This window comes from Novosphingobium rosa NBRC 15208, assembly GCF_001598555.1.
In the GTDB taxonomy this organism is placed as follows: Bacteria; Pseudomonadota; Alphaproteobacteria; order Sphingomonadales; family Sphingomonadaceae; genus Novosphingobium; species Novosphingobium rosa.
In genome coordinates this window covers 12747-38678 of sequence record NZ_BCZE01000069.1, presented here as the reverse complement: position 1 = coordinate 38678, position 25932 = coordinate 12747, and the positions used below count along the sequence as shown (strand labels likewise).

Here is a 25932-nt window from a genome sequence, read left to right as displayed (position 1 = left end):
GCCGCCGCCCCCGCCGCCCCCGCCGGTGATCGTGATCCCGCCCAAGCCCACCCCTCCGGGCGGCGCCACGCCCAACGCCCTGATCCCCGTGATCGGCCCCGATGGCGTGCGTCACACCATCCTCGTCGATACGGTGGATGCGCAGCGCGTGTGGAACTTCCGCTCGGCCTGGAACGTGGCGGCGCTGACCTGCACCGATCCGCAATATGCCGAGATCACCACCGCCTACAGCGCCTTCCTCAAGAAGCACGCCAAGGCGCTGACCCTTGCCAACCGCAGCGTCGACGCGCTGTTCCGCAAGAAGTTCGGCAAGCCCTGGCTCAAGGAGCGTGAGACCTATCTCACCAGCCTCTACAACTATTTCGCCTATCCGCCCACGCTGCCCAACTTCTGCGCCTCCGCGCTGCATGTGGCGCATGACAGCGCAACGGTGACCGACAAGGAACTGCCCGCCTTCGCCGCCACGGCCTTCACCGGCTTCGCCAAGGTCTATGAGGACTTCTACGTTTCCTACGAGAAGTACCGCAGCGATCTGGCCGAGTGGCAGGCGAAGTACGGCAGCCCGGCTCCGGCCCCTGCCGGCCCGGCTCCGGTTGCCGCCGCCCCGGCGCCGACAACCAAGCCCTGATCTTTATCAAGGCTGCATTTTTCGCTTTGCATGAGGCGGCCCATTCGCTAATGGGTCGCCTCCCTCGGGAGCCAGCGGCGCAAGCCTCTGATCTTCCCGACAAGGCAACACTGGAACGGGGCCGTAGCTCAGCTGGGAGAGCGCGTCGTTCGCAATGACGAGGTCAGGGGTTCGATCCCCCTCGGCTCCACCAGTGTACCAACAGGATTTCGGTCGATCAGGGCCGATCCGCACCAGCCCACAGCTGCATCCGGGATGTGTCTTAAGGCACTCTCTGGCTGAAGCTGTGGGCTGGCGCGTTTGTGTGCTATATGCGCGTTTTCACGCGCCATCGTCCGGAAGTTGATATGCATTTTCTCGACCAGGCCAAGATTTACATCCGCTCAGGCAGCGGCGGCCCCGGCGCCGTGGCCTTCCGCCGCGAGAAATACGTCGAATACGGCGGCCCCAACGGCGGCGACGGCGGCAAGGGCGGCGACATCATTTTCGAGGCCGTTGCTGGCCTCAACACGCTGATCGATTTCCGCTACACTCAGCACTTCAAGGCCCAGCGCGGCATGGGCGGGCAGGGCACCAACCGCACCGGCGCGGGCGGCGAAGATCTGGTGATCCGCGTTCCCATCGGCACGCAGGTGCTCGACGATGACCGCGAGACCGTTCTCCTTGACCTCACCGAGGCAGGCCAGCAGGTCATGCTGCTGCGCGGCGGCGACGGCGGTCGCGGCAATGCCAGCTTCAAGTCCTCCACCAACCGCGCCCCGCGCCAGCACGGACCCGGCTGGCCCGGCGAGGAGATGTGGGTGTGGCTGCGCCTCAAGCTGCTGGCGGATGTCGGCCTTGTCGGCCTGCCCAATGCGGGCAAATCGACCTTCATCAACCAGATCTCCAACACCAAGGCCAAGGTGGGCGATTACGCCTTCACCACGCTGCGCCCGCAGCTGGGCGTGGTGCGCCACAAGGCCCGCGAATTCGTCGTGGCCGACATTCCCGGCCTGATCGCCGGCGCGGCTGAGGGCGCGGGCGTGGGCGACCGCTTCCTGGGCCATATCGAGCGCTGCCGCGTGCTGGTTCACCTGATCGACATCGCGGGCAAGGAGCCCGTGGAAGCGATGCAGATCGTGGAAGACGAACTGGCCGCCTATGGCGAGGGTCTGGACGAAAAGCCGCGTCTGGTGGCACTGAACAAGATCGATCAGGCCGACAGCGAACTGGCGCAGGCCTATGCCGCCGAGCTGATCGCTGCCGGTGCGGATCGCGTGTTCCCGATTTCGGGCGCGACCGGTGCGGGTTTCGATGCCCTGCTGGATGCCGTGATTTCCTACCTGCCCGCCGCGACCGTGACCGAGCGCCCGACCGGCGAACGGGAAGAGGCCGAAGACAAGCCTTGGTCGCCTCTGGATTAAGGTTTTAGGGCAGGAAGAGAAGGTGCGAGGGTGTTACACCCTCGCGCTCCCATAACGTCTTCCGACGCTAGGGCAGGGGCGCCGCATCGGTGCGCCCAGCCTCTCCATCTGCGCTGGCTAGGGCGCCGCGGGCAGTTACCTTGTGATTTAGCGTTGTGTTTGGGGTTTTGATGCCTGCGGCGCGGCAAACTTAGCGCCATGGCCGAACCTGATGCGCAACGTAGACATTAAAGGGAGCGCGAGGGTGATGACCCTCGCATTTCTCTCTTCCTACCTCTGAATCCACCTGTAACCCCTTAGCATCGCTTTTTTCCTTTCGTCTCTTTCCCTCATCCACTTGGCTTGGAAGCCTCTTTCCCCATCTTCGGCTTTCCCCTAAGCGCCATCAATGTCCAAGCCTGCCCGCCTTTCCACGCTTGCCGATCTGGCCGATGCCACGCTTTGCCCCCGCCTTGTGATCAAGGTCGGTTCGGCGCTGTTGGTGGACAAGGACGGCCCGCGCCGTGCGTGGCTGACGGAGCTGATGGCGGAGATCGCCCAGGCCAAAGCACGCGGACAGGATGTGATCGTGGTATCCTCCGGAGCCATCGCGCTGGGTGCGCGCAAGCTGAAGCTGGATAAGGGCGGCCGGGGCAGTCTGGCGGATGCTCAGGCGGCGGCGGCTGTGGGGCAGATCGCGTTGTCGGGCCTGTGGGCCGAGCTGCTGGGCGCGCATGGGCTGACCGCCGCCCAGCTTCTCCTCACCCTGGAGGATCTGGAGGACCGCCGCCGCTACCTCAACGTCACCGCCACGCTGACCCGCCTGCTGGACGCGGGCGCGGTGCCTGTCATCAATGAGAACGATTCGGTCGCCACGCAGGAAATCCGCTTTGGCGACAATGACCGGCTTGCCGCACGCGTGGCTCAGGCGGCGCGGGCCGATGCGGTGCTGCTGCTCTCGGATGTCGATGGCCTGTACGATCGCCATCCTTCCGAACCCGGCGCGCAGCTGCTGCCCGTGGTGACGGGAGTCACCGACGAAATCCGCGCCATGGCCAGCCCCGTTTCGGGCAGCGGCATGGGCTCGGGCGGGATGATCTCCAAGCTGCAGGCCGCCGAGATCGCCGAGCTGGCGGGCATTGCGCTGGCCATCGGCAATGGCACCAAGGACAAGCCCATTGCCCGCGTGATCGAGCAGGGCATCGCCACGCTGTTCCTGCCGCGCGCCGCCCGCGCCCGCAGCGCCGCGCGCAAGGCGTGGCTGGGCGGACGCCTGCGCCTGAAGGGCTCGCTGGTGGTCGATGCGGGCGCGGTGCGCGCTCTGGGCGAGGGCGCCAGCCTGCTCGCCGCCGGGATCACCGCCGTCGAGGGCCAGTTCCAGCGCGGCGACGCCGTGGCGATCAAGGCGCAGGATGGCGTGGTCATCGCCCATGGCCTCTGCGAGTATGATGCGGGCGAATGCGCCAGTCTGCTGGGCCGCCAGTCCGCCGAGCAGGCCGCGATCCTCGGCTATGCCCCGCGCCCGGCCATCGTCCACCGCGACCAGCTGGTGATGGTATGAGCGCCCCCCTGCTGGCCCTGACCGGCGGCACGGGCTTCGTCGGGCAGGCCGTGTTGGAGGAAGCCGCGCGCTGCGGCATGCAGGTGCGCGCGCTGGCCCGCCGCCCCATGCCCGATATGCCGGGCGTCGACTGGGTGCAGGGCGACCTCGACGACCGCCGCGCCCTTGCCGCCCTGATGCGCGATGCCGAAGCGGTGCTGCATGTGGCCGGCGTGGTGAACACGCCCGATCCTGACGAGTTCACCCGCGCCAACGTCACCGGCACGCTGACCATGCTGGAGGCCGCGCTGGCCGCTGGCGTGCCGCGCTTTATCTTCGTCTCCTCGCTCTCCGCGCGCGAGCCCGATCTCTCTGCCTATGGCGCCTCCAAGGCCCGCGCCGAGCATATCGTGAAGGCCAGCGGCCTCGACTGGACCATCGTGCGCCCGCCCACGATCTACGGCCCGCGCGACAAGGAGGTGTTCGAAATCTTCCGCGCGGCGAAATACGGCATCGTGCCCGTGCCCGCCGGTGGCCGCGCCTCCATCGTCCATGTCGAGGATCTCGCCCGGCTGCTGCTGGCCCTGCTGCCCGGCGGCGAGGAGGTCACCAGCCAGACCTTCGAGCCCGATGACGGCATCCCCGAAGGCTGGGCTCACGATGACCTCGCCCGCGCCATCGGCGCCGCCATGGGCCGCCGGGCGAAGGTGGTGCAGCTCTCGGAGCGCCTGATGCGCTGGGGCGCCAGCCTCGATGGCACCTTCCGTGGCGCCAAGGCCAAGCTGACTCAGGACCGCGTGGGCTATATGATTCATCCCGATTGGGTGGTGTCCGCCGAGGCGCGCGTGCCTGCCTCGATCTGGGAGCCCGCCATCGATACGCGCAGCGGGCTGGCCTCTACCGCCGAGTGGTATCGGCGGGAAGAATGGCTGTAGGTTCATTTTAAGGCAGGAAGAGAAGAAGCGAGGGCCATCGCCCTCGCGCTCCCTTTACGTCTTCCGACGAGGCCGCAGTGGCGCCCGATCCTTGCGCCACGGCTCTCCACCTGCGCGACATAAAGCGCCGCAGGCAGTGAATGTTCAGGCCAATCATGGGATTAAAGCCTGCGGCACAGCAAGCTGGGCGCAAGGCCGAACCCTATGCGCAACGAAGACAGTAAAGGGAGCGCGAGGGCGATGGCCCTCGCATTACCTTTTCTTCAAACCTTAAAAAGCCGGTTCATACCCCGGAGGCAGTTCGTCATCCTTGCCCGGGACATGGATGCCGCATTCGGTCTTGTCCCACCCGCGCCAACGGCCTGAGCGGGGATCTTCACCGGGCGCCACCTTGCTGGTGCAGGGCGCGCAACCGATCGAGGGATAGCCCTGCGCCACCAGCGGATGCGCGGGCAGATCGTGCTCGGCGAAATAGGCGGCGATCCGCGCGGCGTCCCAGTCGATCAGGGGATTGACCTTCAGGCGGCCCGCAGCGTCGGACTTGTCCAGCTCGAAGCGGGGCAGGCCCGCGCGGGTGGCGGCCTGGAAGCCCTTGCGACCGGTCACAGTGCTGTCGAACGAAGCCAGCGCCTTGGCCAGCGGGATGACCTTGCGGATCTCGCAGCAGCCATCGGGGTCGTAGGACCAGCGCAGGCCTTCCTTGTCCTTTTTGGCCAGCACCTCTTCATCGGGGTGCAGGTTGATAAGGTTCGTCAGGCCCAGGCGTTCGACCAGTTCGTCGCGGTAGGCCAGCGTTTCGGGGAAATGCTTGCCGGTTTCGAGGAACAGCACGGGTACCGTAGGATCGATCCGCGAGGCCAGATGCAGCAGCACCGCGCTGTCCGCGCCGAAGCTGGAGACAAGGGTGGTGTTGCCCGCCACCTTGTCCACCAGCACGGCGTGGAGCAGCTCTTCCGTCGAGACCTCGGCGAAGCGCAGGTTGAGCGCCGCCGCGTCGCCTTGCGTGAAGGCGGGGGAGGTGTCGATCTGGTCGATGATGCGCTGGGTTGCCATATCAGAGTCCGTGACGCAGCGCCCAGATGGGCTTGCGGCCATCGACCACCGTGGCCTGATAGACCTCTGGCCAGGTGTTGAAGGCGGTTTCGGCCTCGGCGGCGTCCAGCTGGGTGGCGGGCGCGATGGCATCGAAGCCCACGCGGCGCAGGTGGGTCAGCATATCCACGCCGATGTCGCCGGTGGCGCGCAGCTCGCCGGTGTAGCCCGCCTCACGCAGGATGCGGGCCGAGGAGAAGCCGCGCCCGTCGGTGAAGGCGGGGAAGCTCACTTCCACCAGCGACAGGCGGTCGAGGTGGGGGAGCAGCGCGCGCGCATCATCGGCGGGCTCGATGCGGACGGCGGTGGCGTTGGTGTCCTCACCGAAGGCGGAGAGGGGCACGGCGGGGGCGGAGGCCGCCTCATCGCGGAACAGGAACTGGGGATCAGCCATAGATCACCTCCTTGAAGGGCGCCATGCCGAGGCGGCGATAGGTGTCGAGGAAGCGTTCGCCCTCTTCACGCTGGTTCAGATAGAGGTCGGTTACGCGGTCGATGGCGTCGACCACGCCATCTTCGCTGAAGCCGGGGCCGGTGATCTGGCCCAGCGAGGTATCGGCGCCCTCGCTGCCGCCCAGCAGCAGCTGGTAGTTTTCCACGCCCTTGCGGTCCACGCCGAGAATGCCGATATGGCCCGCGTGGTGGTGGCCGCAGGCGTTGATGCAGCCGGAGATCTTCAGCTTCAGCTCGCCCAGCGCCTCTTCCTTGCCATTGTCGGTGAAGCGGCTGCTGATCTTCTGCGCCAGGGGAATCGAGCGCGCATTGGCCAGCGAGCAATAGTCCAGACCGGGGCAGGCGATGATGTCGGTGATGGCATCCAGATTGGCGGTGGCGAGGCCAGCGGCATCCAGACGCTGCCACAGGGCGAAGAGATCGGCCTTCTTCACATGCGGCAGCACGATGTTCTGGGCGTGGGTGACGCGCAGTTCGTCGAGGCTGTAGGCCTTGGCCAGCGCCGCCATCTCGCGGATCTGGTCCGCGCTGGCATCGCCGGGGATGCCGCCCGCGGGCTTCAGGCTGATGGTGGCGATGGCATAGCCCGGCACCTTGTGCGGCGCGGTGTTGGCCCTCACCCAGCGCGCGAAACCGGGGTTGGAGAGGTCCAGATCGTCGCTCAGGCCAGCCTCGAAGGCGGGATCGGCGAAATGGGCCTTGATGCGCTCCAGCTCGGCGAGCGGCGGCTCGATGTCCTGGCTTTGCAGATGGGCGAATTCCTCCTCCACCTGGCGCTTGTATTCTTCCAGCCCCAGCTCGTGGACGAGGATCTTGATGCGGGCCTTGTACTTGTTGTCGCGGCGGCCATAGCGGTTGTAGACGCGCAGCGCGGCCTCGGCATAGGTGATCAGCTGATCGAGCGGCACAAAGGCATTGAGCAGCGGCGCGATAAAGGGCGTGCGCCCCATGCCGCCGCCGACATAGAAGGAGGCGCCGATCTCGCCCGCGTCATTCTTCACGATGCGGATTCCGATGTCGTGCAGGCGCATGGCGGCGCGGTCGGTCTCGCTGGCGATCACGCAGATCTTGAACTTGCGTGGCAGGGCCAGGAATTCCGGGTGGAAGCTGGACCACTGGCGCATCAGCTCGGCATAGGGGCGCGGGTCGATCAGCTCCTCAGGCGAGGCACCGGCATACTGGTCGGACGAGATGTTGCGGATGCAGTTGCCGCTGGTCTGGATGGCATGCATTTCCACCTTGGCCAGCTCGGCCAGAATGTCGGGCGTCTCATCCAGCTTGATCCAGTTGTACTGGATGTTCTGGCGGGTGGTGAAATGGCCATAACCACGGTCATACTTGTCCGCGATGTCGCCCAGCACATGCATCTGCGCGCTGCTCAGCGTGCCATAGGGCACGGCCACGCGCAGCATATAGGCGTGTAGCTGGAGATAGAGCCCGTTCTGCAGGCGCAGCGGGCGGAATTTCTCCTCGCTTAGCGATCCCTCGATGCGGCGGCGGGTCTGGTCGCGGAATTCGGCGACGCGGGCATCGACCATGGCCTGGTCGTATTTGTCATAGGCGTACATTACAGCACCCGATCAGGCGTGGCGGAAGGATCAAGCGACAGGTCGAGCCGCACCGTGGGCCCAAGGGCGCGGATACGCTCCTTGATATGGGCGGGGCGAATGCCATCCGCGCCCTGCTCGGCATCGACAGTGTAGGCTCCGGTGACGCGGCGGGTGGCCTCTTCCTCGGCGATGATGGCGGCGGCATCGGCCTCCACGGCCACGGCGTCGTTGACATGCAGCGACCAGCCCTTGCCGTCCCACCAGGTGACGGCGCCACTTTTCAGGTCATTGCCTGTGATGATCTTCACGCTTCGGCCTCCACTGCCATTGCGAGGTTGTTGTCTTCCAGCGCGGTGATCGCGCCGATGATGATCAGCGCCGGGCTGACCACATGGTGATCCTTGACCAGCGTGCCAAGCCCCGCCAGCGGACCGCGCAGCACCCGCATTTCGGGGCGCGCGGCATTTTCCACCACGGCGACGGGGGTGTCGGGCGCGAGGCCATCGGCCATCAGCTTGTCGGCGATGGGATCGGCATTGGCCAGACCCATATAGATCACCAGCGTGCGGCCATGCCCGGCCAGCCCCGCCCAGTTCTGTTCCGACAGCCCCTTGCACTGCCCGGCCACGAAGCTGACCACGCTGGCCGCATTGCGATGCGTCAGCGGCAGCTGTGCGGCAGCGGCAGCGCCGATGGCGGCGGAAATGCCGGGCACGACTTCAACAGTAACGCCGGCGGCGCGGGCGGCTTCGGCTTCCTCACCGCCGCGCCCGAAGACGAAGGGGTCGCCGCCCTTCAGGCGCACCACATCGCGGCCCGCCAGAGCCTCGCTGACCAGCAGGGCGTTGATCTCATCCTGAGGCATCGAATGGCGGCTGCGGCGCTTGGCCACGGAAACCAGCTTCGCGCTGGCCGGGGCCATGGCCAGAATGCGCGGATCGACAAGCCCGTCATGCACGATCACCTTCGCGCCCATCACCAGCCGCGCCGCGCGCAGGGTGAGCAGGTCGGGATCGCCGGGGCCGGCGCCCACCAGCCAGATCTTGCCAGTCGAGGAAGGTAAGGGGTTCATGGCGCCCCCTTGGTCCTCTCCGCAGCCAGATGAAAGGCAGATTGGCTATGGGTGGGGGTAGGGAATCTTGTGTCGAGGCTGCGTGGGCGTTTCAACCTTCCGCCCACACCGCCAAAGCCCGTTCCATATCGGCAATCAGATCCTGTGGATCTTCCAGCCCGATGGCCAGACGCACACCATAGCGGTCGTCCGCGTCGAGGCCGGGCAGGGGCCAGCTTTCCGGCTTGCGGATGCGCGCGGGATCGACGGGCGTGGCCAGACTTTCAAAGCCGCCCCAGCTGTAGCCGATGCCGAACAGGTCCAGCGCATCGATAAAACGGTCACGCGAGCCGCTGGTGCCGCCCTTGAAGACGAAGCTGAACAACCCGCAACCGCCGGTGAAATCGCGCGCCCACAGATCATGGCCGGGCGTTCCGGGCAGCATTGGGCACAGCACGCGCGCCACCTCGGGCCTTGTTTGCAGCCATTCGGCCAGGGCCAGCGCCGAGGCGGTCGATTGCTTCAGCCGCACGCCCATGGTGCGCAGGCCGCGCAGCGCCAGCGCCGCATCATCGGGCGAGACGACATTGCCCAGCATCTGCGCGCGGCGGCGCAGCTTGTCATACCATTCCGCCCCGGCAGAGGCGCTGCCCATCATCAGATCGCTGTGCCCGCCGACATGCTTGGTCAGCGCCATCAGCGTGATGTCCACCCCCATCGGCAGGCTGGCCAGACCCAGCGGGCTGGCCCAGGTGTTGTCGAGAATGGAGGTGATGCCATGCTGACGGCACAGGGCCAGAATGGCGGGTAGGTCATGCACCTCCATCGTCAGGCTGCCGGGCGATTCCAGCAGCACGGCCTTGACGCGGGGGCACAGTTGGGCGGTGAAATCCTCCACCCCATCGGGTGCGAACCAGCGGGTTTCCACACCGATCTCGGCCAGCAGGCCCTTGGCCAGCGAGCGGCTGGGCTCATAGGCATTGTCGGTCATCAGCAGCACGTCGCCGGGCTTCAGCACTGTGAGCAATACGCCAGCAATCGCCGCCACGCCGCTGGGATAGAGCACCGTGCCCGCCGCGCCGGGCTCAAGCTGGGTCAGCGCCTCGGCCAGCGCCCATTGGGTGGGGGCGCCGCGCCGGCCGTAATAGAAGCGGCCATCGGCATTCTGGCCGGTTTCGGCGCGCAGGGCGGTCATGTTGGGGTACAAATGCGTCGAGGCGCGCCACACCGGCGGGCTGACCACGGCGGCGGGATGAGCGCCGGTGCCGGTCCATTCGTCGCGGCGCCCGCTGGTCACCAGCTTGGTGGCGGGGCGCTGCTCATCGTCGAAACTCATGGGGATGCTTTCAGTGCGAAATCGCGGGGGAGGGGCCGGTTTCCTTGGGCGTCTGCGGATCGGCGCCCCATTCCGCCCAGCTGCCGTCATAGAGCGCGACATCGTTCTTGCCGAGCAGATGCAGCGCGAAAATCAGCACGCAGGCCGTCACGCCGCTGCCGCAGGAGGTGACGATGGGGCGGGACAGATCGACGCCCGCGCCCTCGAAGGCGGCGCGCAGGGCGGGTTTGTCCTTGAAGGTGCCGTCGGCGTTGTAAAGGCTGGTGTAAGGCACGTTGAGCGCGCCGGGGATATGGCCGGGCTGCATACCCGCGCGTGGTTCAGGGGCGGTCCCCGCAAAACGCGCCGCGCCGCGCGCATCGACCACCTGCTCGGCCTTCGACTGGATGTTGCCCATCATCTGGGCTTTGGAGCGCAGGGCCTTGTCATTGTGCCATGCGGTAAAATGGCGTTTGCGCAGGTCGATATGGCCGGTGTTGATCGCGCGATCCTCGGCCTTCCATTTGGCGAAGCCGCCATCGAGAATGGCCACATTCTGCGCCCCGAACAGCCGCAGCACGAACCACGCGCGCGCCGCGCTGTGGATCGCCGAATCATCGTAAAGCACGATGCGGCTGCCGTCGCCCAGACCCAGCAGGGCCATGCGGCTGGCGAATTTCTCGGGCGAGGGCAAGGTGTTCTCGACTGGCGAGTCCTCGTCGATCAACCCCGCCAGATCCATGAAGATCGCGCCATCGATATGCCCGCTTTCGAACTCGCCGAAAGCATGGCGACCCGTATCGGGCAGGTGGCTGCTCGCATCGAGGATGCGCAGGTCAGAGGCGATGCTCTCCCCCGCCAACCATTCAGTGCTGACCAGACTTTCCATGACCCTGCGCGCGCCTCCGTTCGCTGCGAGTGCGAAGGGATTACGAGCCTGTGGCGCGAACCGCAATGGCGCTGATGCGGTTTTTGTCGGTTCTGTTGCTGGAAAGGATGGATTGTTTCAGCTTTGCGGTGCCTTGGGCGGGCTCAGGGCAGCGCACGGGTGGTCAATTCGCCGGCGATCATGGGCCCGGTATCCAGCCGGAACGGGGCGAGCGCGGCCTGTGCGCGCGCCTTTTCCCCCACCATCAGGCTGAGTGCGCCCGTGGCCGGAGGCGGATTGCCTTCATCCACAATTCTCTCGCCCTCGACCGTGAAATGCACGAGCGGCACGAAAAGCTCGGCCGCGCCCACCCGCAGCGGCGTGATGGCCGAGAGCGGCAGATGGATTTGCCCGCGCAGCTCGGTGCTTTCGCCCGGGCGCAGGATCATCAGCCGGTGCAGTTCGGCGAAATCCGTGGGGGAGGGGGCCGGTTCCTGCTCGGGAGCGTCGACCTGCGGGTCTTCCGGGGCGGGCGCCGGGGCGTCAGGCGCGGTGTCGCCGTTTTCGCTTGCGGGCTCGGGGGTTTCCGGCCCGGCTGCGGGGGCGATGGTTTCGGGCTCTTCCACCGGGTGCGGCGCGAATTGCGGATTGGGCTGGAAGCCGGTGATGGCGCGCGGCGGAGCAGGCGGCTCGGGCGCGGCTTGCGCTGCGGGTTCGGCCTGTTCCTCTTCCGGCTCTTCCTCGGGAGAGGCGGCTTCCATTCTGCCGTTGATCGCCAGCGGGCCCAGCGGTTCGGCGCTCAGGTTGGTCACCGTCAGGCGATAGCGCAATGTGGCTTCGGAGAGGGTGGTGGCAAAGCGTGTCGGCTCGAAATCGAGCGAGAGTTCATCGGGGATCGGCTCTGCGGGCGTGACGGGCGCGGGCGCCTCCGCCAGCGCAGCGGGCTTGAAGACGGGCAGCGGCTCAGGCTCGGCGACGGGCGGGGCAGGCGGCGCAACCGGAATGGGCTCCGGCGTTTCTTCGGCCTGCGCTGCTTCGACGGGGGCGGGTTCGGCGGCCTCTGCTTCTTCGGGCGCCTCCTCGGGCGCGGGCTTGCTCTTGCGGCGCCACAGCAGCCAGCCGCCAAGTCCGCCCAGCAGCGCGGCGACCCCCAGCGGCCATTGCGGCAAATTATCCGAAAACGGCGCCGTAGCCGGAGCAGGCGCTGCTGCCGGCCTGGGCGCGGGCAGGCGCGGCGAGGGGCGGGGCGCGGGCGTCGCAGTGGCGGCGGGCGTCGGCGAAGCGCTCGCGGCGGGCGAGGGCGTGGCCACAGGCGCCGGGCTGGCGGTCACGCTGGGTTGCGGCGTCGGCTTGGCGACAGGGGCTGGCGTTGGATGGGCGGCCACGGGCGGCGGCGCCTTCGGCGTGGCCGGAGCATGGGCCACCGGAGCGGCAGGCTCGACATGCGCCGGCTTGTGCTGGGCCGGGGCGGCAGCCTTCGGGGTCGTGGCTTGCGGCGCGGGTTTTTCATGCCGGGGCTCGGCCTCATGCCGCTTTTCCGCCGGTTTTGCCTCAGCCTTGGGCTTTTCGACGGGTTTGGGCTTGTTCGTGGCATGCGGCGAGGGGCTGGGCGTGGGGGTGAAGATCGGCGCCGCCTCGATTCGCGGCGCGGGCTGGCTGGCGCTGGCTGATGGCGTGCTGGCTGGAGCACCGGATGGCGTTCCGGCCTGGCCATGATAGCTGGCCGACCAGTCACCGATGGATTGCGCCGTCGCCGAGGGCGTCACCCATGCGCAGGGCGCCACGCTCGCGGCTGCGATGATCGCCCCCAGCATCATGCCCTCACGCAACATCATATCTCCGCTTGCCCCGTTAACAACACTATAGGGCGCTGCCTCTCGCGCCCCAACCCGTGGGTAATACTTAAATATTCGCCTGTCTGCCCCCTAAAGCGGAGGGGCTGTTCAAGGCATTCACCCTTGCGGCCCGGCGCGCTTGGCGGCATGAGCGATCCATGAGCAATCCCCCCGAGTCAGATCACCTTTCCAATCCCGCCACGCCGCATTACGCGCAGGGCGCTCTTCATCTTGGCCAGACCAGCCGCCTGCCGGGCTCGCCCGAGGAAGCGCAGCTCGATTACGTGCCCAATCCGCGCGTCGGCTCGTTTTATCTGGTGCGTTTTGCCGCGCCTGAGTTCACTTCGCTGTGCCCCGTCACCGGCCAGCCCGATTTCGCCCATCTGGTGCTGGATTACGCGCCGGGCGACACCATCGTGGAATCCAAGTCGCTCAAGCTGTTCCTCGGCTCGTTCCGTAACCATGCGGGCTTCCATGAGGATGTAACCGTGGGCATCGGCCAACGCCTGTTCGACGAGATGAAGCCCCGCTGGCTGCGCATCGGCGGCTATTGGTATCCGCGCGGCGGCATTCCTATCGATGTCTTCTGGCAGTCCGATGCGCCGCCCGCCGGGCTGTGGGTGCCCGATCAGGGTGTTGCTTCGTACCGCGGACGTGGTTGAGGAAAACGGGCTGATGAGGCTGGCGCGTCAGGCAGGGTGATGGCACCTTGCCCGGCGGGAACGATTTTAGCGGTCCGGCTGTCATGCCATGGTCATGCAGCCGGATCATGGGCTTGCCCCCTCCTCTTGTGGATGGGCAATGTTGACGGGCATGCCGGATCGCGCTGTCGGCATGCCAAGCCAGGGATCTGACATGAACACCCATACGCTCTCGCCCATCGCCCATCTTGTGGCCCAACCCCCGCAGCATGAGGGCAATGAAGAGGTGGCCAAGGTCCGCCATCGCTTCTTCAACCGCGAACTGAGCTGGCTGGCCTTCAACACCCGCGTGCTGGATGAGGCGCGCAACCGCAACTATCCCCTGCTGGAGCGGCTGCGGTTCCTCTCGATCTCGGGCAACAATCTCGACGAATTCCTGATGGTGCGCGTGGCGGGTCTGGCCGCGCAGGTGCGCCGCAAGATCGAGGAGATCTCGATCGACGGCCATACGCCCGCCCAGCAGCTCGACGCCATCCGCGACGAGGTGGTGCGGGTGGAGGCCGGTCAACAGGCGATCTGGACCGAATTGCGCGGCGAACTGGCCGCCCAGCATATCCATATCCTCGATCAGGCTCCCGGCGAAGATCCCAGCGTGGTCAAGCTGGCGCCCAGGCTGGACGCCACGCAGGTGCGCTGGCTCAAGGACTATTTCCTTGAGCGTGTGCTGCCGGTCATCACCCCGCAGGCCATCGATCCGGCGCATCCCTTTCCCTTCGTCAGCAATGGCGGCATGGGGCTGATGGTCAGCCTGACCCGCGCCGCCGATCTGGCGCAGGTGATGGAGATGGTGCTGATCCCCGCCGCCCTGCCGCGTTTCGTGCGCGTTTCGGGGATCGAGGCCAGCTACATCAGCATCGAGGATGTGATCTGGCGCCATATCGATCTGCTCTTCCCCGGTTTCGAGGCCAAGGGCCACGGCGTCTTCCGCGTGCTGCGCGACAGCGACATCGAGATCGAGGAAGATGCCGAGGATCTGGTGCGCTATTTCCGCACCGCCATCAAACGGCGCCGTCGCGGCAGCGTCATCATGCTGCAATTGCAGGGCGATTTCGACCCTCAGGCCGAGCAGCTGCTGCGCGACCAGCTGAAGCTCGATCATGCCATCGTGATCAAGTCGGCGGGGCCGATCGGCATGGCGGGCCTCTCGGAAATCTGTAGCGAGAAGCGGCCCGAGCTGAAGTTCGAGCCCTACACCCCACGCTATCCCGAGCGCATCCTCGAGCATGACGGCGATATCTTCTCGGCGATCCGCGAGAAGGATCTGGTGATCCACCACCCCTATGAAAGCTTCGAGGTTGTGATCGATTTCCTGCGTCAGGCCGCGATCGATCCCGATGTGGTGGCGATCAAGCAGACGCTCTATCGCGCGGGCAAGCAGAGCGCGATCATCAACGCCCTGATCGCCGCCGCCGAGGCGGGCAAGAGCGTCACCGCCGTGGTGGAGCTGAAGGCCCGCTTCGATGAAGAGCAGAACCTGCACTGGGCCAGCCAGCTGGAGAACGCCGGCGTTCAGGTGATCTACGGCTTCGTGGACTGGAAGACCCACGCCAAGATCAGCATGGTGGTGCGGCGCGAGGGCGATGGCTATCGCACCTATTGCCACTTCGGCACCGGCAATTACCATCCGATCACCGCCAAGATCTACACCGACCTGTCCTATTTCACCGCCGAGGCCGCCATTGGCCGCGACGCCAATCAGGTCTTCAACTTCATCACCGGCTATGTCGAGCCGCGCCGCACCTCGCTGATCGGCGTGGCCCCGGTGATGCTGCGCCAGCGCCTCTATGGCTGCATCGACCGCGAGATTGCCAATGCCAAGGCGGGCAAACCGGCGCAGATCTGGGGCAAGCTCAACTCGCTGACCGATCATGATCTGATCGACCGCCTCTATGAAGCCAGCTGCGCCGGGGTGGAGGTCAGCCTTGTCGTGCGCGGCATCTGCTGCCTGCGCCCGGGCATCAAGGGCCTGTCGGAGAACATCCGCGTCAAATCGATCATCGGGCGTTTTCTGGAGCATAGCCGCATCTGGGCCTTTGCCGCGGGCAATCCGCTGCCCAACCAGCGCGCGCGCGTCTTCATCTCCAGCGCCGATGGCATGACCCGCAACCTCGACCGCCGTGTCGAGGTGCTGATCCCCATCCGCAACCGCACGGTGCACGATCAGGTGCTCGATCAGGTGATGCTTGCCAATCTGCTCGACAATGAGCAGAGCTGGACGCTTGATTCCGAAGGCCATTACAAGCGCACCACCCCGGGCGACCGGCCTTTCAACGCGCATCGCTATTTCATGACCAATCCGTCGCTTTCGGGGCGCGGGGCGTCGCTGGGATCGGGACGCAAGGTGCCCAAGCTGGCATTGCGGCGCGGCGGCGCGTAAGGACACCTCATGCATCACGAGATCACAGCGCCTCGCCCGGTGGCGCAAGACCCCGCGCGCGGCATCATCGACATCGGCTCGAACACCGTTCGTCTGGTGATTTTCGGCGGTCCGCCCCGGGCTCCGGCGGTGCTTCACAATGAGAAGATCCAGGCCCGGCTGGGCAAGGGGGTGGCGGAAACCGGGCGGCTGTCCGAAAAGGGCATGAAGCTGGCGCTGGTCAGCTTGGCCCGTTACGCCGCCATTCTGCGCCTGCACGGGGTGGAGGATGTGCAATGCGTCGCCACCGCCGCCGTGCGCGACGCGCCCAATGGCGGGGCGTTTCTGGAGCGTGTGCGGGAGCTTGGCCTCTCGCCCCGCCTTCTGTCCGGTGAGGAGGAGGCGGTGGGCAGCGCCCATGGTGTGCTCTCGGCCTTCCCCGGCGCGCATGGCATCGTGGGCGATCTGGGCGGCGGCAGCCTTGAACTGATCGACATCGCCGACGATCGCTGCACCCATGGCACCAGCCTGCCGCTGGGCACGCTGCGCCTGCCTGCGCTGCGCGAGGAAGGCGGCGCCAAGTTCACCCGCAAGATCGCCAAGATGTTGCGTTCCGCGCAATGGTCGACCGCGCATGATCAGCCGCTCTATCTGGTGGGCGGATCGTGGCGCGCGCTGGCCCGCTTCGCCATGGAGCAGATGGATTGGCCCATCGACGATCCCCATGGCTTCGAACTGACGCCTGAGGATGCGCTGCGTCTGGCCCGTCAGGTCAACACGCCGAAGCTGGTGGCGCAGCTGACGGGCGCGAAGCCCGCTTCGGGCAAGGCCGCCCTGCCGCGCCTGACCGTGCCCGGCGTCTCCACCGCGCGCCTTGGCAGCCTGCCCGATGCGGCGGCGCTGCTGGCGGTGCTGGTGCGGGAATTGAAGCCCCAGCGCCTGATTTTCTCCAGCTGGGGCCTGCGCGAGGGCCTGCTGGCCGAAGGTTTCGACGAGGCCACCCGCGCCGCCGACCCGATGCTGGAAGGCATCGCCGCTTTCACCGCGACCCATAGCGCCGAGCTGCCCGCTCTGGCCGCCGAGATGGTGCGCTGGACGGCGCGCGCCCTGCCCGAAACCGTGCAGGCCGATGCCCCGCGCATCGAACGCCTGCGGCTGGGCGCCACCATGCTGGCGCTGGTCTCGCTGGATACCGAGCCCAATCTGCGCACGGAGCAAGCCGTCAACTGGGCGCTGCGCAAGCGCTGGATCGGCCTGACGGCGCGGGGCAGGGCGATGATCACGCTGGCCGTGTTGGCCAACAGCGGGCGCACCGCCGTGCCGCCGCAGCTGCCGCGTCTGGCGCCGATCTCGGCGCTGCGCGATGCGGTGGCCTGGGGGCTGGCGACGCGTCTGGCCCGGCGCATCGGCGGCGGCGCGGTGGCGGCGCTGGCGGGCACGTCCTTGCGGATCGAGGGTGCCGCGCTGGTGCTGGCGGTGAAGCCCGCTCTGGCGCCGCTCTGTTCCGAGATGGTGGACAAGGACCTGCGCGTGCTGGCCGAATGCCTTGGCCTGACGCCCCGGCTCGATATTCTGCCCGAAGGCGCCGGTCTGCCCTGAAACGGCGGTAACCGGGGGCCCTTATCCGCCAATGTCACCGAACTGACGCAACGCGGTCATGCCCGTGCAACCTCCCTGACTTATGCGGGGAGGAACACGGAAAGAAGCATGAGGACGCACCATGTTGCGCGACGAGTTTGGCCAACACCCCGCCGTCGATCAGGCTCGGGACTTCGTGGCTGCCAGTCTGGGCGGGGCATCTGCGGGTCGTCGCCTCCCCGAATGGCTGGATCTGCCCGAACCCAAAGGCTTCCGTCCCAAGACCAAATACCGCACCGTCTGGATCAGTGACGTCCATCTGGGCACGCGCGGCTGCAACGCCGGGCTGCTGGTGGAGTTCCTGCGCTCGGTGGAGTGCGAAACGCTCTATCTGGTGGGCGACATCATCGATGGCTGGCGCCTGAAAAAGGGCTGGTACTGGCCCGATGCCCACAATGAAGTGCTGCGTCGCATCCTGAAAATGGCCCATCGCGGCACCCGCGTGGTCTTCATCTGCGGTAATCATGACGAGATGCTGCGCCCCTATTGCGGCATGACCTTCGGCGGCGTGGAACTGCTGAACGAGGCGATCCACCTCACTGCCGACCGCCGCCGCCTTTTGGTGACCCATGGCGACAGCTTCGATGCGGTGGTGCTCTACCACAAGTGGCTCGCCTTCCTGGGGGATCAGGCTTACGAGATGATGATGAGGGTGAATGTCGCCTTCAACGCCATCCGCCGGGGGCTGAAACTGCCCTATTGGTCGCTGTCGGCTTACCTCAAGAAGCGCGTGAAGAACGCCGTCTCCTACATCTGCTCCTTCGAGGAAGCGGTGGCGCATGAGGCGGTGGCGCGCGGGCTGGACGGCATCGTCTGCGGCCATATCCATTCGGCGGAAATCCGCGAGATCCACGGCGTCACCTATTACAACGATGGCGACTGGGTCGAAAGCTGCACCGCTCTGGTGGAGGATTTCACCGGCGCGATGAGCATCGTGGATTACGGCGCCGAGGTGCGCGCCCGCGAACTGGCGGGCCTGAGCGTCTCCGCCGAAGCGCAGACAGCCTGACACATCGTCCAGAGCGAGGAGGCAAGAACCATGTTCCCCCAGACCAACGCTCCCATGAAGATCGCAATTGTCACCGATGCCTGGTTCCCGCAGGTGAACGGCGTGGTGCGCACCTTGGCCGCCACCGTGGCCGAGCTGCACAAGCGCGGCCATGAGGTGGAGCTGATCACCCCCGAGCGCTTCCTGACCGTCGCGCTGCCGGGCTATAGCCAGATCCGCGTCGCGATCTCGCCGCGTTTCTCGGCGCGGCGCATGCTTGACGGGTTCGGGCCCGATCTGGTGCATATCGCCACCGAAGGCCCCATCGGCTGGAGCGCGCGCGGCTGGTGCCAGGCGCGCAATGTGCCCTTCACCACCGCCTTCCACACCCGCTTCCCGGAATATCTCTCGGTGCGCACCGGCATCAGCGCCGAGCGCTTCTGGCCGATCATGCAGCGCTTCCATGCCCCCAGCAAAGGCGTGATGGTCGCCACGCCCAGTCTGGCGCGTGAACTGGAAGCGCGCGGCATCGGCCCCACCCGTCCGTGGAGCCGGGGCATCGATCAGGAGCTGTTCACCCCCATGGGTGAGACTTTGCCCGAACTGGCCGATCTGCCGCGCCCGATCCTGCTCAATGTGGGCCGCGTGGCGCCCGAAAAGAACCTCGAGGCCTTCCTCGACCTCAACACCGAGGGCACCAAGGTGGTGGTGGGCGATGGCCCGGCGCTGGCCGAAATGCGCCGCCTTTATCCGAAGGTGGTTTTCCTCGGCGCGCTGGCGGGCGAGCGGCTGGCCGCCGCCTATCGCAGCGCCGACGCTTTCGTCTTCCCCAGCCGCACCGACACCTTCGGGCTGGTCATCATCGAGGCTTTGTCTTGCGGGCTTCCGGTGGCGGCCTATCCGGTGCCGGGCCCGCTCGATATTCTGGGCGAGCAGGGACGGGGCGTGGATCATGATTTCCCCGCCACCGTGGCCGCTCTGGACGAGGATCTGGGCGTGGCCGTGGCCCGCGCGCTGCGGCTCGACCGGCAGGCGGCGGGCATTTTCGCCCGGCGCTACACCTGGCCGCGCGCCACCGATCAGTTCCTGGCCGCTGTCGCCAAGGCCGCGCGCGATCACAAGGCGCAGGCCATCCCCGAACTGGTCTGAGAATCTGTTTGAAAATGTGCGAGGCGCATTTCGGGCGGCGCCAGCCTTCTCCCCCACCCGGCCGCCCACAGGATAACCCCGCTGGGTGACCGGGCGGGGCAGAGGGCTCGCCAAAGGTCTCCCGCTGACGGCCCCCTTGCTTAAGGGGGACCACCTCCGCTAAGCCGATCCCGCCGAGGCGGGGCGGCCAGTGGAGTGAAGCGCATGCGTGTCGGTTCTGCGGCGCTTTTGGCGATGGCCTGGATCGGCCTGTTGTTTCTGATTGCCGCGCTGACCCAGAGGCATGCGCGGCGCACGGGCGGCCATATGAAAGGCCGGCGCGGCGCCTATACGCTGGCGCTGGGCGTCTATTGCTCCAGCTGGACGATCTATGGCGCGGTGGGCAGCGCGGTGCGCACCGGCTGGGACTATCTGCCGATCTATCTCGCGCCGATCCTGCTGCTGCTGGCCGCGCCCGGTTTTCTGCGCCGCATCGCCCGCGCTGTGGCCGAGGAGCAGGCCGTCACCCTCTCCGACTTCATCGCCGCGCGTTTCGGCCATGATCCGGTGGTGGCGCGGCTGGTGACGCTGATCGCTCTGGCGGGCACGGTGCCTTATATGGCGCTGCAATTCATCTCCATCGGCATCGGCTTTTCCATCGTCACGGGCGAGGCGGTGATGGTGCCGACCATGATTACCGGCGCGGCGCTGCTGGCTCTCTTCGCCATGCTGTTCGGCGCGCGGCGTTTTGAACTCACCGGGCGGTCCGAGGGACTGATCTATGCCATGGGGCTGGAATCGCTGGCCAAGCTGATCGCCATGCTGCTGATGGCCGGGCTGGCGGTGTCGCTGCTGGTCAACGCGGCCCCCGCGCAGGTGGCTGAGGGCTGGGCGCAATTGCACCGCCATTTCGCCCTGCGCGATCTTTCAGCCGATACGCTGGTGATCGCCCTGCTGGCGGGGCTGACGATCTTCAGCCTGCCGCGCCAGTTCTACATGGGGCTGGCCGAGGCGCGCGAGGTGGAGGATCTGCCCCGCGCCCGCTTCGGCTTTGCCGGCTATCTCACGCTGATGGCCGCTTCCGTGTTCCCGATCGCTCTGGCCGGGCTCAGCGTGCTGCCGGCGGGGACCATGCCCGATTATTTCGTGCTGACCCTGCCGCAACAGGGCGGGCATACGGTGATTATGGCCGCCGAGCTGCTGGGCGGCATCGGCGCGGCCGCCGCGATGGTCATCACCGATGCCACGGCGCTGGCCACCATGGTCTCGAACGATCTGGTCTTCCCCAGCGTGGCGCGGGCGGCGGGCGGAGCGCAGGGCGCCCGGCTCGCCGCGGGAGCCTTGGGGCGGCGCATGCTGCTGGTGCGGCGCCTGTCGATTTTCGGCGTGGTGATGCTGGCGCTGGCCTGGGCGCTGCTGGTGCGACCTCAGGATTCCCTGGCCTCGATCGGGCTGGTGGCCTTTGCCGCCATGGCGCAGTTCACCCCCCATCTGGCGATGGCCGCCACCGGGCGGCGGCGCGATCCGATGGCGGCGCGCGCCAGCCTGAGCGTGGGGCTGCTGCTGTGGCTCTACACGCTGGCGCTGCCGCCGATCCTGCCCGAGGGTTGGCGCGAGGCGCTGGCCACCGGGCCCTTCGATCCGCTGCGCCTGCTGGGGCTGGGCCATGCCAGCCCGCTGGTGCATGGCGTGGTGTGGAGCCTTGGCCTCAACCTGCTGACCTATGCGGTGATCGCCGCGCGCAAGGTGCGCAGCGCGCCGCTGCCCGCGCTGATGCGCTGGCATGACAGCATCGCCGATCTGGGCCAGCTCAAGGATCTGGTTGCCAGCTTCGTGGGGCAGGACAAGGCGCTGCGCGAGTTCCCCGAACCCGTCCATGGCGATCCCATCGATCGCAATTCGGCCCAGCGCGCGCGCCAGTTGATCGGCGCGGTGGTGGGCACATCGGCGGCGCGTTCGCTGGTGGCCTCGGCGCTGGCGGGGGGGCGGATGACTCTGGGCGAGGTGACCCATCTGCTCGATGAGCGCGGCCATGCTCTGGGCTTCACCCGTCCGCTGCTGACCGCCACCTTCGAGAACATCGATGCGGGCATCCGCGTGGTCGACGAGGATTTGAACCTCATCGCGTGGAATTCTCGGTATGAGAGCTTCTTCAACTATCCGCCGGGCATGCTGCAGGTCGGCACGCCGGTGGAAAAGCTGATCCGTTACAACGTCAATCGCGGCGAGTTGGGGCCGGGCAATCCGGAGGAACAGGTCGCGCGCCGCATCGCCCAGATGAAGCAGAGCGGTTTCTATGAGGGCGAGCGCTATCGCCGTGACGGGCGCGTGCTCAAGATCGCGGGCGGGCCGATGCCGGGCGGCGGCTATGTCACCAGCTTCACCGACATCACCGGCGAGGCCAATGCCCGCGCCGAACTCCGCCAGGCGCTGGCTCAGATGGAAAGCCGGGTGAGCGCCCGCACCGAGGAACTCTCGCAGGCCAATCGTCAACTTGCCCGCGCCACGGCGGACAAGACGCGCTTTCTGGCCGCCGCCAGCCATGACCTGTTGCAGCCCCTGCATGCCGCGCGGCTGTTCACGGCGGCGCTGGCGCGCGATGTGGACGATCATGCCAAGCTGTTGGTGGGCCGGGTCGATTCCGCGATCACGGCGGCGGAGGTGCTGCTGCGCGCCCTGCTGGACATCAGCAAGCTGGACGCTGGCGGCGTGACGCCCAGCCCGGAGCCTCTGGCGCTGCAGCCCTTTCTGGCCGGGCTGGTCGACGGTTTCCGCCCCATGGCCGAGGGCAAGGGCTTGACCCTAAGGCTGGCCCCGCTGGCAGCGGAAGGCCTCGATGTGGTGAGCGACCCGGGGCTGCTGCGTTCGCTGCTGCAGAATTTCCTCGCCAATGCCGTGCGTTACACCGAGCGAGGCGGGGTGGTGATCGGCGTGCGCCGCCGCCGGGCCGAGGATGGGCGGGGCTGGCTGCGCGTCGATGTGGTGGACACCGGCGTGGGCATTCCGGCCGACAAGGTGGACTCGATCTTCGGTGAATTCACCCGGCTCGGCGATGTCGAGGCCGAGGGGCTGGGTCTGGGGCTGTCGCTCTCCGAACGTATCGCGCGCCTGCTGGATGCGCGGATCGAGGTCTCGTCGCGGCCCGGGCGGGGCAGCCGGTTCAGCCTGTGGCTGGCGGCCTCCTCCACGGGCGCCGATGGGGTGGCATCGGTGACGCGGACCGTTCCGGTGACGGCGGATGTTGTCGCGCCCGATCTGCGGCAGCGCCGCTTGCGCGTGCTGGTGGTGGACGACGATGCCCGCACCGTGGAGGCCAGCGTGGCGCTGCTGCTGAGCATGGGGCACCGCCCCATCGGCGCGGCCAATGGCGCCGAGGCCTTGCCGCATGCCGCGCAGGTCGATGCTGTGCTGGTCGATTACCGGCTGGAGCATGGCGAGGATGGGTTGAGCGTGGTCAAGCGCCTGCGCGCCATTCAGCCCGATCTGCCCGCCATGCTGATCACCGCCGAAAGCGGGGCGTGGATCAGCGAGTTGGCGGCGGGCATGGGCGTGGAAATGCATGCCAAGCCCATCGCGCCCGAGGTGATCGAGCAGTTTCTGGGACAGGTAGGGGCCGTGTGGACCTTGCCCGCCCTCGGCCCATCAATGGGCGAGATCGAGCCCTAAGGAGCGCGCCACCAGCGCCGCCTGCGTGCGGTTGCGCACATCCAGCTTGCGCATGATCGCGGTCATATGGGCCTTCACCGTGCTCTCGGTGATGCCCAGCTGGAAGGCGATCTGCTTGTTGAGCTGGCCGTCCAGCACCGCCAGCAGCACCTTAAGCTGGGTGGGGGTGAGGCCAGCGACCTCGCGCCGGATGTTCTCGATATCGCCGGCGGGCACGCTTTCCCCCGAACGCGCGGCGGCGGGCGGGGTCTGGCCGCCCAGAATGCGGGTGATGGTGCTTTCGATCTGGTCGAGATCGGCATGTTTCGAGAGGAACGCCATGGCGCCGAAGGCGCGGGCCTCATCGGCGGCGGCTTGCCCTTCCGCGCTGGAGATCACCAGGATCGGCACCTCGGGCCTTTCGGCATGGAGCAGGGCGATGCCCGAATAGCCCACCGCGCCGGGCATCTTCAGGTCCAGCATGATGAGTTTGAGGTCCTGCGCCTCCTGCGCCGCGCGGGCGGCGGCGGCCAGAGTCCCGGCCTCGACGATGCGCGCACCGGGCACCACGCGGCTGGCCGCAAGCGTCAGCGCCTGGCGGAACAGCGGATGGTCGTCGGCAATCAGGATCGTCATACTCACGGGGAAGGCTCCGGGCTTTCGGGCAGGCGATTTCGCCAGAGTGCCAAGATGGACCTTCGCCCCGCGCCGGGCAAGCGCTGTATGGTCGCGATGACGTCGCACAGACTTTGGTCGAAGCAGGCGCCAATTTGCCCGGGATCAAGGATCGGCACATGATTCCGGGGCAGGGAAGGGCAGGCCAAAGGAGTCTGCATCATGACCGAAACCGCCATCCTGCCTCATGCCGATGGGGCGACCCGCATTCTCACCACGCGCTGCGGTCTGCGGCTGGAGGTGTTGCCCGCCACCGAGCATGATGGCCCGGCATTGGCGCAATTCTTCGCGCAGGTCAGCGAGGAGGACCGCCGCTTCCGCTTTCTGGCTGCCTGCGCGCAGGTCAGCCGCGATCAGCTCGATTTGCTGCTGCATCCCGACCACTTCCGCACCGAGAGCTTTCTGGTCTTCGAGCCCATGTATGGCGATCTGGTCGCCTCGGCCCTGCTGGCCTGCGACGGCAAGCTGGACACCGCCGAGATCGCCGTTTCGGTGCGGGAGGATTACCGGGCGCATGGCATTGGTTGGGCGCTGGTCGATCTGCTGGCGCAGGAGGCGCAGCGCCGGGGCGTGCGCCGGGTGATCTCGATCGAGAACCGCGAGAACCGCGCCGCCATCGAGCTGGAGCGCGAAAAAGGCTTCACCCCCTATCCCTTCGAGGGCGATCCGACGCTGGTGATCCTGTCGAAGACCTATCGCTGAACTTTCGTCTTCGTCATTTCACCAATTTACCTTTCTTATTCCATGGACACAACTCGGGCCGGGGCAGCGCCGGGGTTCACGGCGCACCCTGCCGTGGCTCCAGCCTGAGAGGTCTTCCATGTTCGATCGCCGTTCGATGCTTGCCAACAGCCTGTTTGCCGGGGCTGCCTCCGCGCTGCCCGCCGCCGCTCTGGCCGAAGTGCCGCTGCCGGGGGCCGATCTCTATGCCCGCAATCAGGACGCCTATTGGGCGGCGCTGCGCAAGCAGTTCCTGATTCCGGCAGGGGTGGTCAATCTCAACAATGGCACGGTGGGGTCCTCGCCGCGCCCGGTGTTGAAGGCGATCTATGACTCCTATGAGTTGACCGAGCAGATGATGCAGCCCGAGCCGGAGGCCTATCCGATGTGGGGCTATGGCCCCTGGACCGAGTTCCGCGCGCCTTTCGCGCAGATGATGGGCGCGCGGGTCGATCAGATGGCGGTGCTGCGCAACGCCACAGAGGCCAACAATGTGGTGGCGGGCGGCTTCGACATGAAGCCGGGCGACGAGGTGCTGATCTCCGACGAGGAGCATGGCAGCGGCGAGCAGCCCTGGATGTTGCGCGCCAAGCGCTATGGCATTGTCGTGAAGAAGTTCAACCTGCCCAAGCCCGCTTTGACGCCTGCCGATATCCTCAACCGCATCAATGACGCGATCACGCCGCGCACGAAGATCATCTTCGTCAGCCATATTTCCACCAACAGCGGGCTGATCCTGCCGGCCAAGCAGATCGCCGCGCTGGCCCGCTCCAAGGGGATCATCTCGGCGTTCGATGGGGCGCATGCGGCGGGGATGCTCAAGGTCGATCTTAATGACATCGGCTGCGATATCTACACGGGCTCGATGCATAAATGGCTGTTCGCCACCAAGGGCACCGGCTTTCTCTATGTGCGCGGGCCAGAGGTGATGGAGCGGCTGTGGCCCACCACGGTGACGGGCGGCTGGGATGCTCCGGCGCGCGATGTGGACCGCTATTCGCAGATCGGCTCCTCGAACATTCCCGCGATGATGGGGCTGGTGGCCGCGATCAAGCTGGCCAATTCCATCGGCATGGACCGCATCGAGAAGCGCCACCGCTTCCTCGCCGACTATCTGCATGGCGAGATGATGAAGCGCGGATCGCGGGATCTGACCTCGCCCGATCCCACCATGCGCTGCGCCATCGCCACGGTGGATATGGCCCCGGTGCAGATGCATGAGCTGATGGACTGGATGTGGACCAACCACCGCATCCGCGTGCGCGGCGGTGCGCCCAGCCGCATCCGCCTTTCCACGCCCTATTATCTGGAGAAGGCCGATATCGACCGTTTCCTCGACCGCTTCGATGCCTTCCGCAAGATGAAGGGCATCGCCTAGGCCTTAGGTGGACCTTCCGGAGGGCAGGGGCTTGGGGTAAAGGGGCGTGGGGGC

Annotated in this window: 20 protein-coding genes, 1 tRNA gene and 1 pseudogene; 13 read left to right on the top strand and 9 right to left on the bottom strand. The window is 66.9% G+C overall.

All coding sequences use genetic code 11. The features are described 5' to 3' along the window. The 5 genes and pseudogenes from SR3_RS31945 to SR3_RS23040 all read left to right on the top strand — a co-directional run. Positions 1 to 628 (top strand): annotated as a pseudogene (locus SR3_RS31945) (hypothetical protein); the annotation flags it as partial. Positions 629 to 745: 117 nt separating this feature from the next. Next, positions 746 to 821: transfer RNA gene (locus SR3_RS23055), tRNA-Ala, on the top strand. Positions 822 to 975: 154 nt separating this feature from the next. Next, entirely contained in the window at positions 976 to 2031 is a 1056-nt protein-coding gene (gene obgE / locus SR3_RS23050; protein ID WP_068091124.1) for a GTPase ObgE, read from the top strand. Positions 2032 to 2419: 388 nt separating this feature from the next. After that, entirely contained in the window at positions 2420 to 3571 is a 1152-nt protein-coding gene (gene proB, locus SR3_RS23045; protein ID WP_068091112.1) for a glutamate 5-kinase, read from the top strand. Next, positions 3568 to 4485 (top strand): NAD-dependent epimerase/dehydratase family protein, encoded by a 918-nt coding sequence (locus SR3_RS23040; RefSeq protein ID WP_068091110.1) that lies wholly within the window; start codon positions 3568 to 3570, stop codon positions 4483 to 4485. The genes proB and SR3_RS23040 overlap by 4 nt, the downstream gene beginning before the upstream one ends. Before the next feature lie 270 nt (positions 4486 to 4755). Here the strand turns inward: SR3_RS23040 and SR3_RS23035 are convergent, their stop codons facing one another. The 8 genes from SR3_RS23035 to SR3_RS23000 all read right to left on the bottom strand — a co-directional run bounded on the left by SR3_RS23035 (position 4756) and on the right by SR3_RS23000 (position 12649). Further along, a complete protein-coding gene (locus SR3_RS23035) occupies positions 4756 to 5538 on the bottom strand; it encodes a phosphoadenylyl-sulfate reductase (protein WP_068091108.1) in 783 nt (260 codons plus the stop codon). Position 5539: 1 nt separating this feature from the next. Next, positions 5540 to 5971: a DUF934 domain-containing protein gene (locus tag SR3_RS23030; protein ID WP_068091106.1), complete on the bottom strand. Its 432-nt coding sequence runs from the start codon at positions 5969 to 5971 to the stop codon at positions 5540 to 5542. Next, entirely contained in the window at positions 5964 to 7598 is a 1635-nt protein-coding gene (locus SR3_RS23025; RefSeq protein WP_068091105.1) for a nitrite/sulfite reductase, read from the bottom strand. The genes SR3_RS23030 and SR3_RS23025 overlap by 8 nt, the downstream gene beginning before the upstream one ends. After that, on the bottom strand, positions 7598 to 7888 hold the full coding sequence (locus SR3_RS23020; protein ID WP_068091103.1) for a DUF2849 domain-containing protein: 291 nt from the start codon (positions 7886 to 7888) through the stop codon (positions 7598 to 7600). The genes SR3_RS23025 and SR3_RS23020 overlap by 1 nt, the downstream gene beginning before the upstream one ends. Further along, positions 7885 to 8652 (bottom strand): uroporphyrinogen-III C-methyltransferase, encoded by a 768-nt coding sequence (gene cobA, locus SR3_RS23015; protein ID WP_068091102.1) that lies wholly within the window; start codon positions 8650 to 8652, stop codon positions 7885 to 7887. Before cobA ends, SR3_RS23020 begins: the two co-directional genes overlap by 4 nt. A 91-nt stretch (positions 8653 to 8743) precedes the next feature. After that, positions 8744 to 9967: a cystathionine beta-lyase gene (metC, locus tag SR3_RS23010; protein WP_068091101.1), complete on the bottom strand. Its 1224-nt coding sequence runs from the start codon at positions 9965 to 9967 to the stop codon at positions 8744 to 8746. Positions 9968 to 9977: 10 nt separating this feature from the next. Further along, positions 9978 to 10835, bottom strand: coding sequence for a 3-mercaptopyruvate sulfurtransferase (sseA, locus tag SR3_RS23005; RefSeq protein ID WP_068091100.1), 858 nt, complete (start codon positions 10833 to 10835; stop codon positions 9978 to 9980). 143 nt (positions 10836 to 10978) lie between these two features. Continuing rightward, positions 10979 to 12649, bottom strand: a complete 1671-nt coding sequence (locus SR3_RS23000) for a hypothetical protein (RefSeq protein ID WP_068091099.1) — start codon at positions 12647 to 12649, stop codon at positions 10979 to 10981. Positions 12650 to 12807: 158 nt separating this feature from the next. On the opposite strand from SR3_RS23000, the gene queF reads away from it, so the two are divergent. The 6 genes from queF to SR3_RS22970 all read left to right on the top strand — a co-directional run bounded on the left by queF (position 12808) and on the right by SR3_RS22970 (position 23126). After that, on the top strand, positions 12808 to 13311 hold the full coding sequence (queF, locus tag SR3_RS22995; protein WP_084455850.1) for a preQ(1) synthase: 504 nt from the start codon (positions 12808 to 12810) through the stop codon (positions 13309 to 13311). 193 nt (positions 13312 to 13504) lie between these two features. Then, positions 13505 to 15727: an RNA degradosome polyphosphate kinase gene (locus tag SR3_RS22990; protein WP_068091098.1), complete on the top strand. Its 2223-nt coding sequence runs from the start codon at positions 13505 to 13507 to the stop codon at positions 15725 to 15727. Positions 15728 to 15736: 9 nt separating this feature from the next. Beyond that, entirely contained in the window at positions 15737 to 17305 is a 1569-nt protein-coding gene (locus tag SR3_RS22985) for a Ppx/GppA family phosphatase (RefSeq protein WP_068091096.1), read from the top strand. A 121-nt stretch (positions 17306 to 17426) separates the two neighbouring features. Further along, positions 17427 to 18353 (top strand): UDP-2,3-diacylglucosamine diphosphatase, encoded by a 927-nt coding sequence (locus SR3_RS22980; RefSeq protein WP_084455849.1) that lies wholly within the window; start codon positions 17427 to 17429, stop codon positions 18351 to 18353. Between the two features lie 54 nt (positions 18354 to 18407). Continuing rightward, on the top strand, positions 18408 to 19481 hold the full coding sequence (locus SR3_RS22975) for a glycosyltransferase family 4 protein (RefSeq protein ID WP_068091117.1): 1074 nt from the start codon (positions 18408 to 18410) through the stop codon (positions 19479 to 19481). 204 nt (positions 19482 to 19685) lie between these two features. Continuing rightward, positions 19686 to 23126 (top strand): hybrid sensor histidine kinase/response regulator, encoded by a 3441-nt coding sequence (locus SR3_RS22970; RefSeq protein ID WP_068091095.1) that lies wholly within the window; start codon positions 19686 to 19688, stop codon positions 23124 to 23126. Here SR3_RS22970 and SR3_RS22965 read toward each other — a convergent pair. Continuing rightward, positions 23103 to 23747 carry a LuxR C-terminal-related transcriptional regulator gene (locus SR3_RS22965; protein ID WP_157099059.1) on the bottom strand — a complete coding sequence of 215 codons (645 nt, stop codon included), beginning with the start codon at positions 23745 to 23747 and terminating at the stop codon, positions 23103 to 23105. The two genes, SR3_RS22970 and SR3_RS22965, sit on opposite strands and share 24 nt — an antisense overlap. A gap of 195 nt (positions 23748 to 23942) precedes the next feature. Between SR3_RS22965 and SR3_RS22960 the strand changes: the two genes are divergently transcribed. Together SR3_RS22960 and SR3_RS22955 are read left to right on the top strand one after the other, a co-directional pair. Then, positions 23943 to 24482: a GNAT family N-acetyltransferase gene (locus SR3_RS22960; RefSeq protein ID WP_068091092.1), complete on the top strand. Its 540-nt coding sequence runs from the start codon at positions 23943 to 23945 to the stop codon at positions 24480 to 24482. 118 nt (positions 24483 to 24600) lie between these two features. Further along, the gene (locus tag SR3_RS22955; protein WP_068091090.1) at positions 24601 to 25878 is read left to right on the top strand and encodes an aminotransferase class V-fold PLP-dependent enzyme; all 1278 of its coding nucleotides are present in this window, start codon (positions 24601 to 24603) and stop codon (positions 25876 to 25878) included. Positions 25879 to 25932: the final 54 nt, after the last annotated feature.

What these genes read in the sequence shown, in the direction of transcription:
- obgE (WP_068091124.1), top strand. Translation starts at nt 976, where the DNA reads ATGCATTTTCTCGACCAGGCCAAGATTTACATCCGCTCAGGCAGCGGC.
- proB (WP_068091112.1), top strand. Translation starts at nt 2,420, where the DNA reads ATGTCCAAGCCTGCCCGCCTTTCCACGCTTGCCGATCTGGCCGATGCC.
- SR3_RS23040 (WP_068091110.1), top strand. Translation starts at nt 3,568, where the DNA reads ATGAGCGCCCCCCTGCTGGCCCTGACCGGCGGCACGGGCTTCGTCGGG.
- SR3_RS23035 (WP_068091108.1), bottom strand. Translation starts at nt 5,538, where the DNA reads ATGGCAACCCAGCGCATCATCGACCAGATCGACACCTCCCCCGCCTTC.
- SR3_RS23030 (WP_068091106.1), bottom strand. Translation starts at nt 5,971, where the DNA reads ATGGCTGATCCCCAGTTCCTGTTCCGCGATGAGGCGGCCTCCGCCCCC.
- SR3_RS23025 (WP_068091105.1), bottom strand. Translation starts at nt 7,598, where the DNA reads ATGTACGCCTATGACAAATACGACCAGGCCATGGTCGATGCCCGCGTC.
- cobA (WP_068091102.1), bottom strand. Translation starts at nt 8,652, where the DNA reads ATGAACCCCTTACCTTCCTCGACTGGCAAGATCTGGCTGGTGGGCGCC.
- metC (WP_068091101.1), bottom strand. Translation starts at nt 9,967, where the DNA reads ATGAGTTTCGACGATGAGCAGCGCCCCGCCACCAAGCTGGTGACCAGC.
- sseA (WP_068091100.1), bottom strand. Translation starts at nt 10,835, where the DNA reads ATGGAAAGTCTGGTCAGCACTGAATGGTTGGCGGGGGAGAGCATCGCC.
- SR3_RS23000 (WP_068091099.1), bottom strand. Translation starts at nt 12,649, where the DNA reads ATGATGTTGCGTGAGGGCATGATGCTGGGGGCGATCATCGCAGCCGCG.
- queF (WP_084455850.1), top strand. Translation starts at nt 12,808, where the DNA reads ATGAGCAATCCCCCCGAGTCAGATCACCTTTCCAATCCCGCCACGCCG.
- SR3_RS22990 (WP_068091098.1), top strand. Translation starts at nt 13,505, where the DNA reads ATGAACACCCATACGCTCTCGCCCATCGCCCATCTTGTGGCCCAACCC.
- SR3_RS22985 (WP_068091096.1), top strand. Translation starts at nt 15,737, where the DNA reads ATGCATCACGAGATCACAGCGCCTCGCCCGGTGGCGCAAGACCCCGCG.
- SR3_RS22980 (WP_084455849.1), top strand. Translation starts at nt 17,427, where the DNA reads ATGTTGCGCGACGAGTTTGGCCAACACCCCGCCGTCGATCAGGCTCGG.
- SR3_RS22975 (WP_068091117.1), top strand. Translation starts at nt 18,408, where the DNA reads ATGAAGATCGCAATTGTCACCGATGCCTGGTTCCCGCAGGTGAACGGC.
- SR3_RS22970 (WP_068091095.1), top strand. Translation starts at nt 19,686, where the DNA reads ATGCGTGTCGGTTCTGCGGCGCTTTTGGCGATGGCCTGGATCGGCCTG.
- SR3_RS22960 (WP_068091092.1), top strand. Translation starts at nt 23,943, where the DNA reads ATGACCGAAACCGCCATCCTGCCTCATGCCGATGGGGCGACCCGCATT.
- SR3_RS22955 (WP_068091090.1), top strand. Translation starts at nt 24,601, where the DNA reads ATGTTCGATCGCCGTTCGATGCTTGCCAACAGCCTGTTTGCCGGGGCT.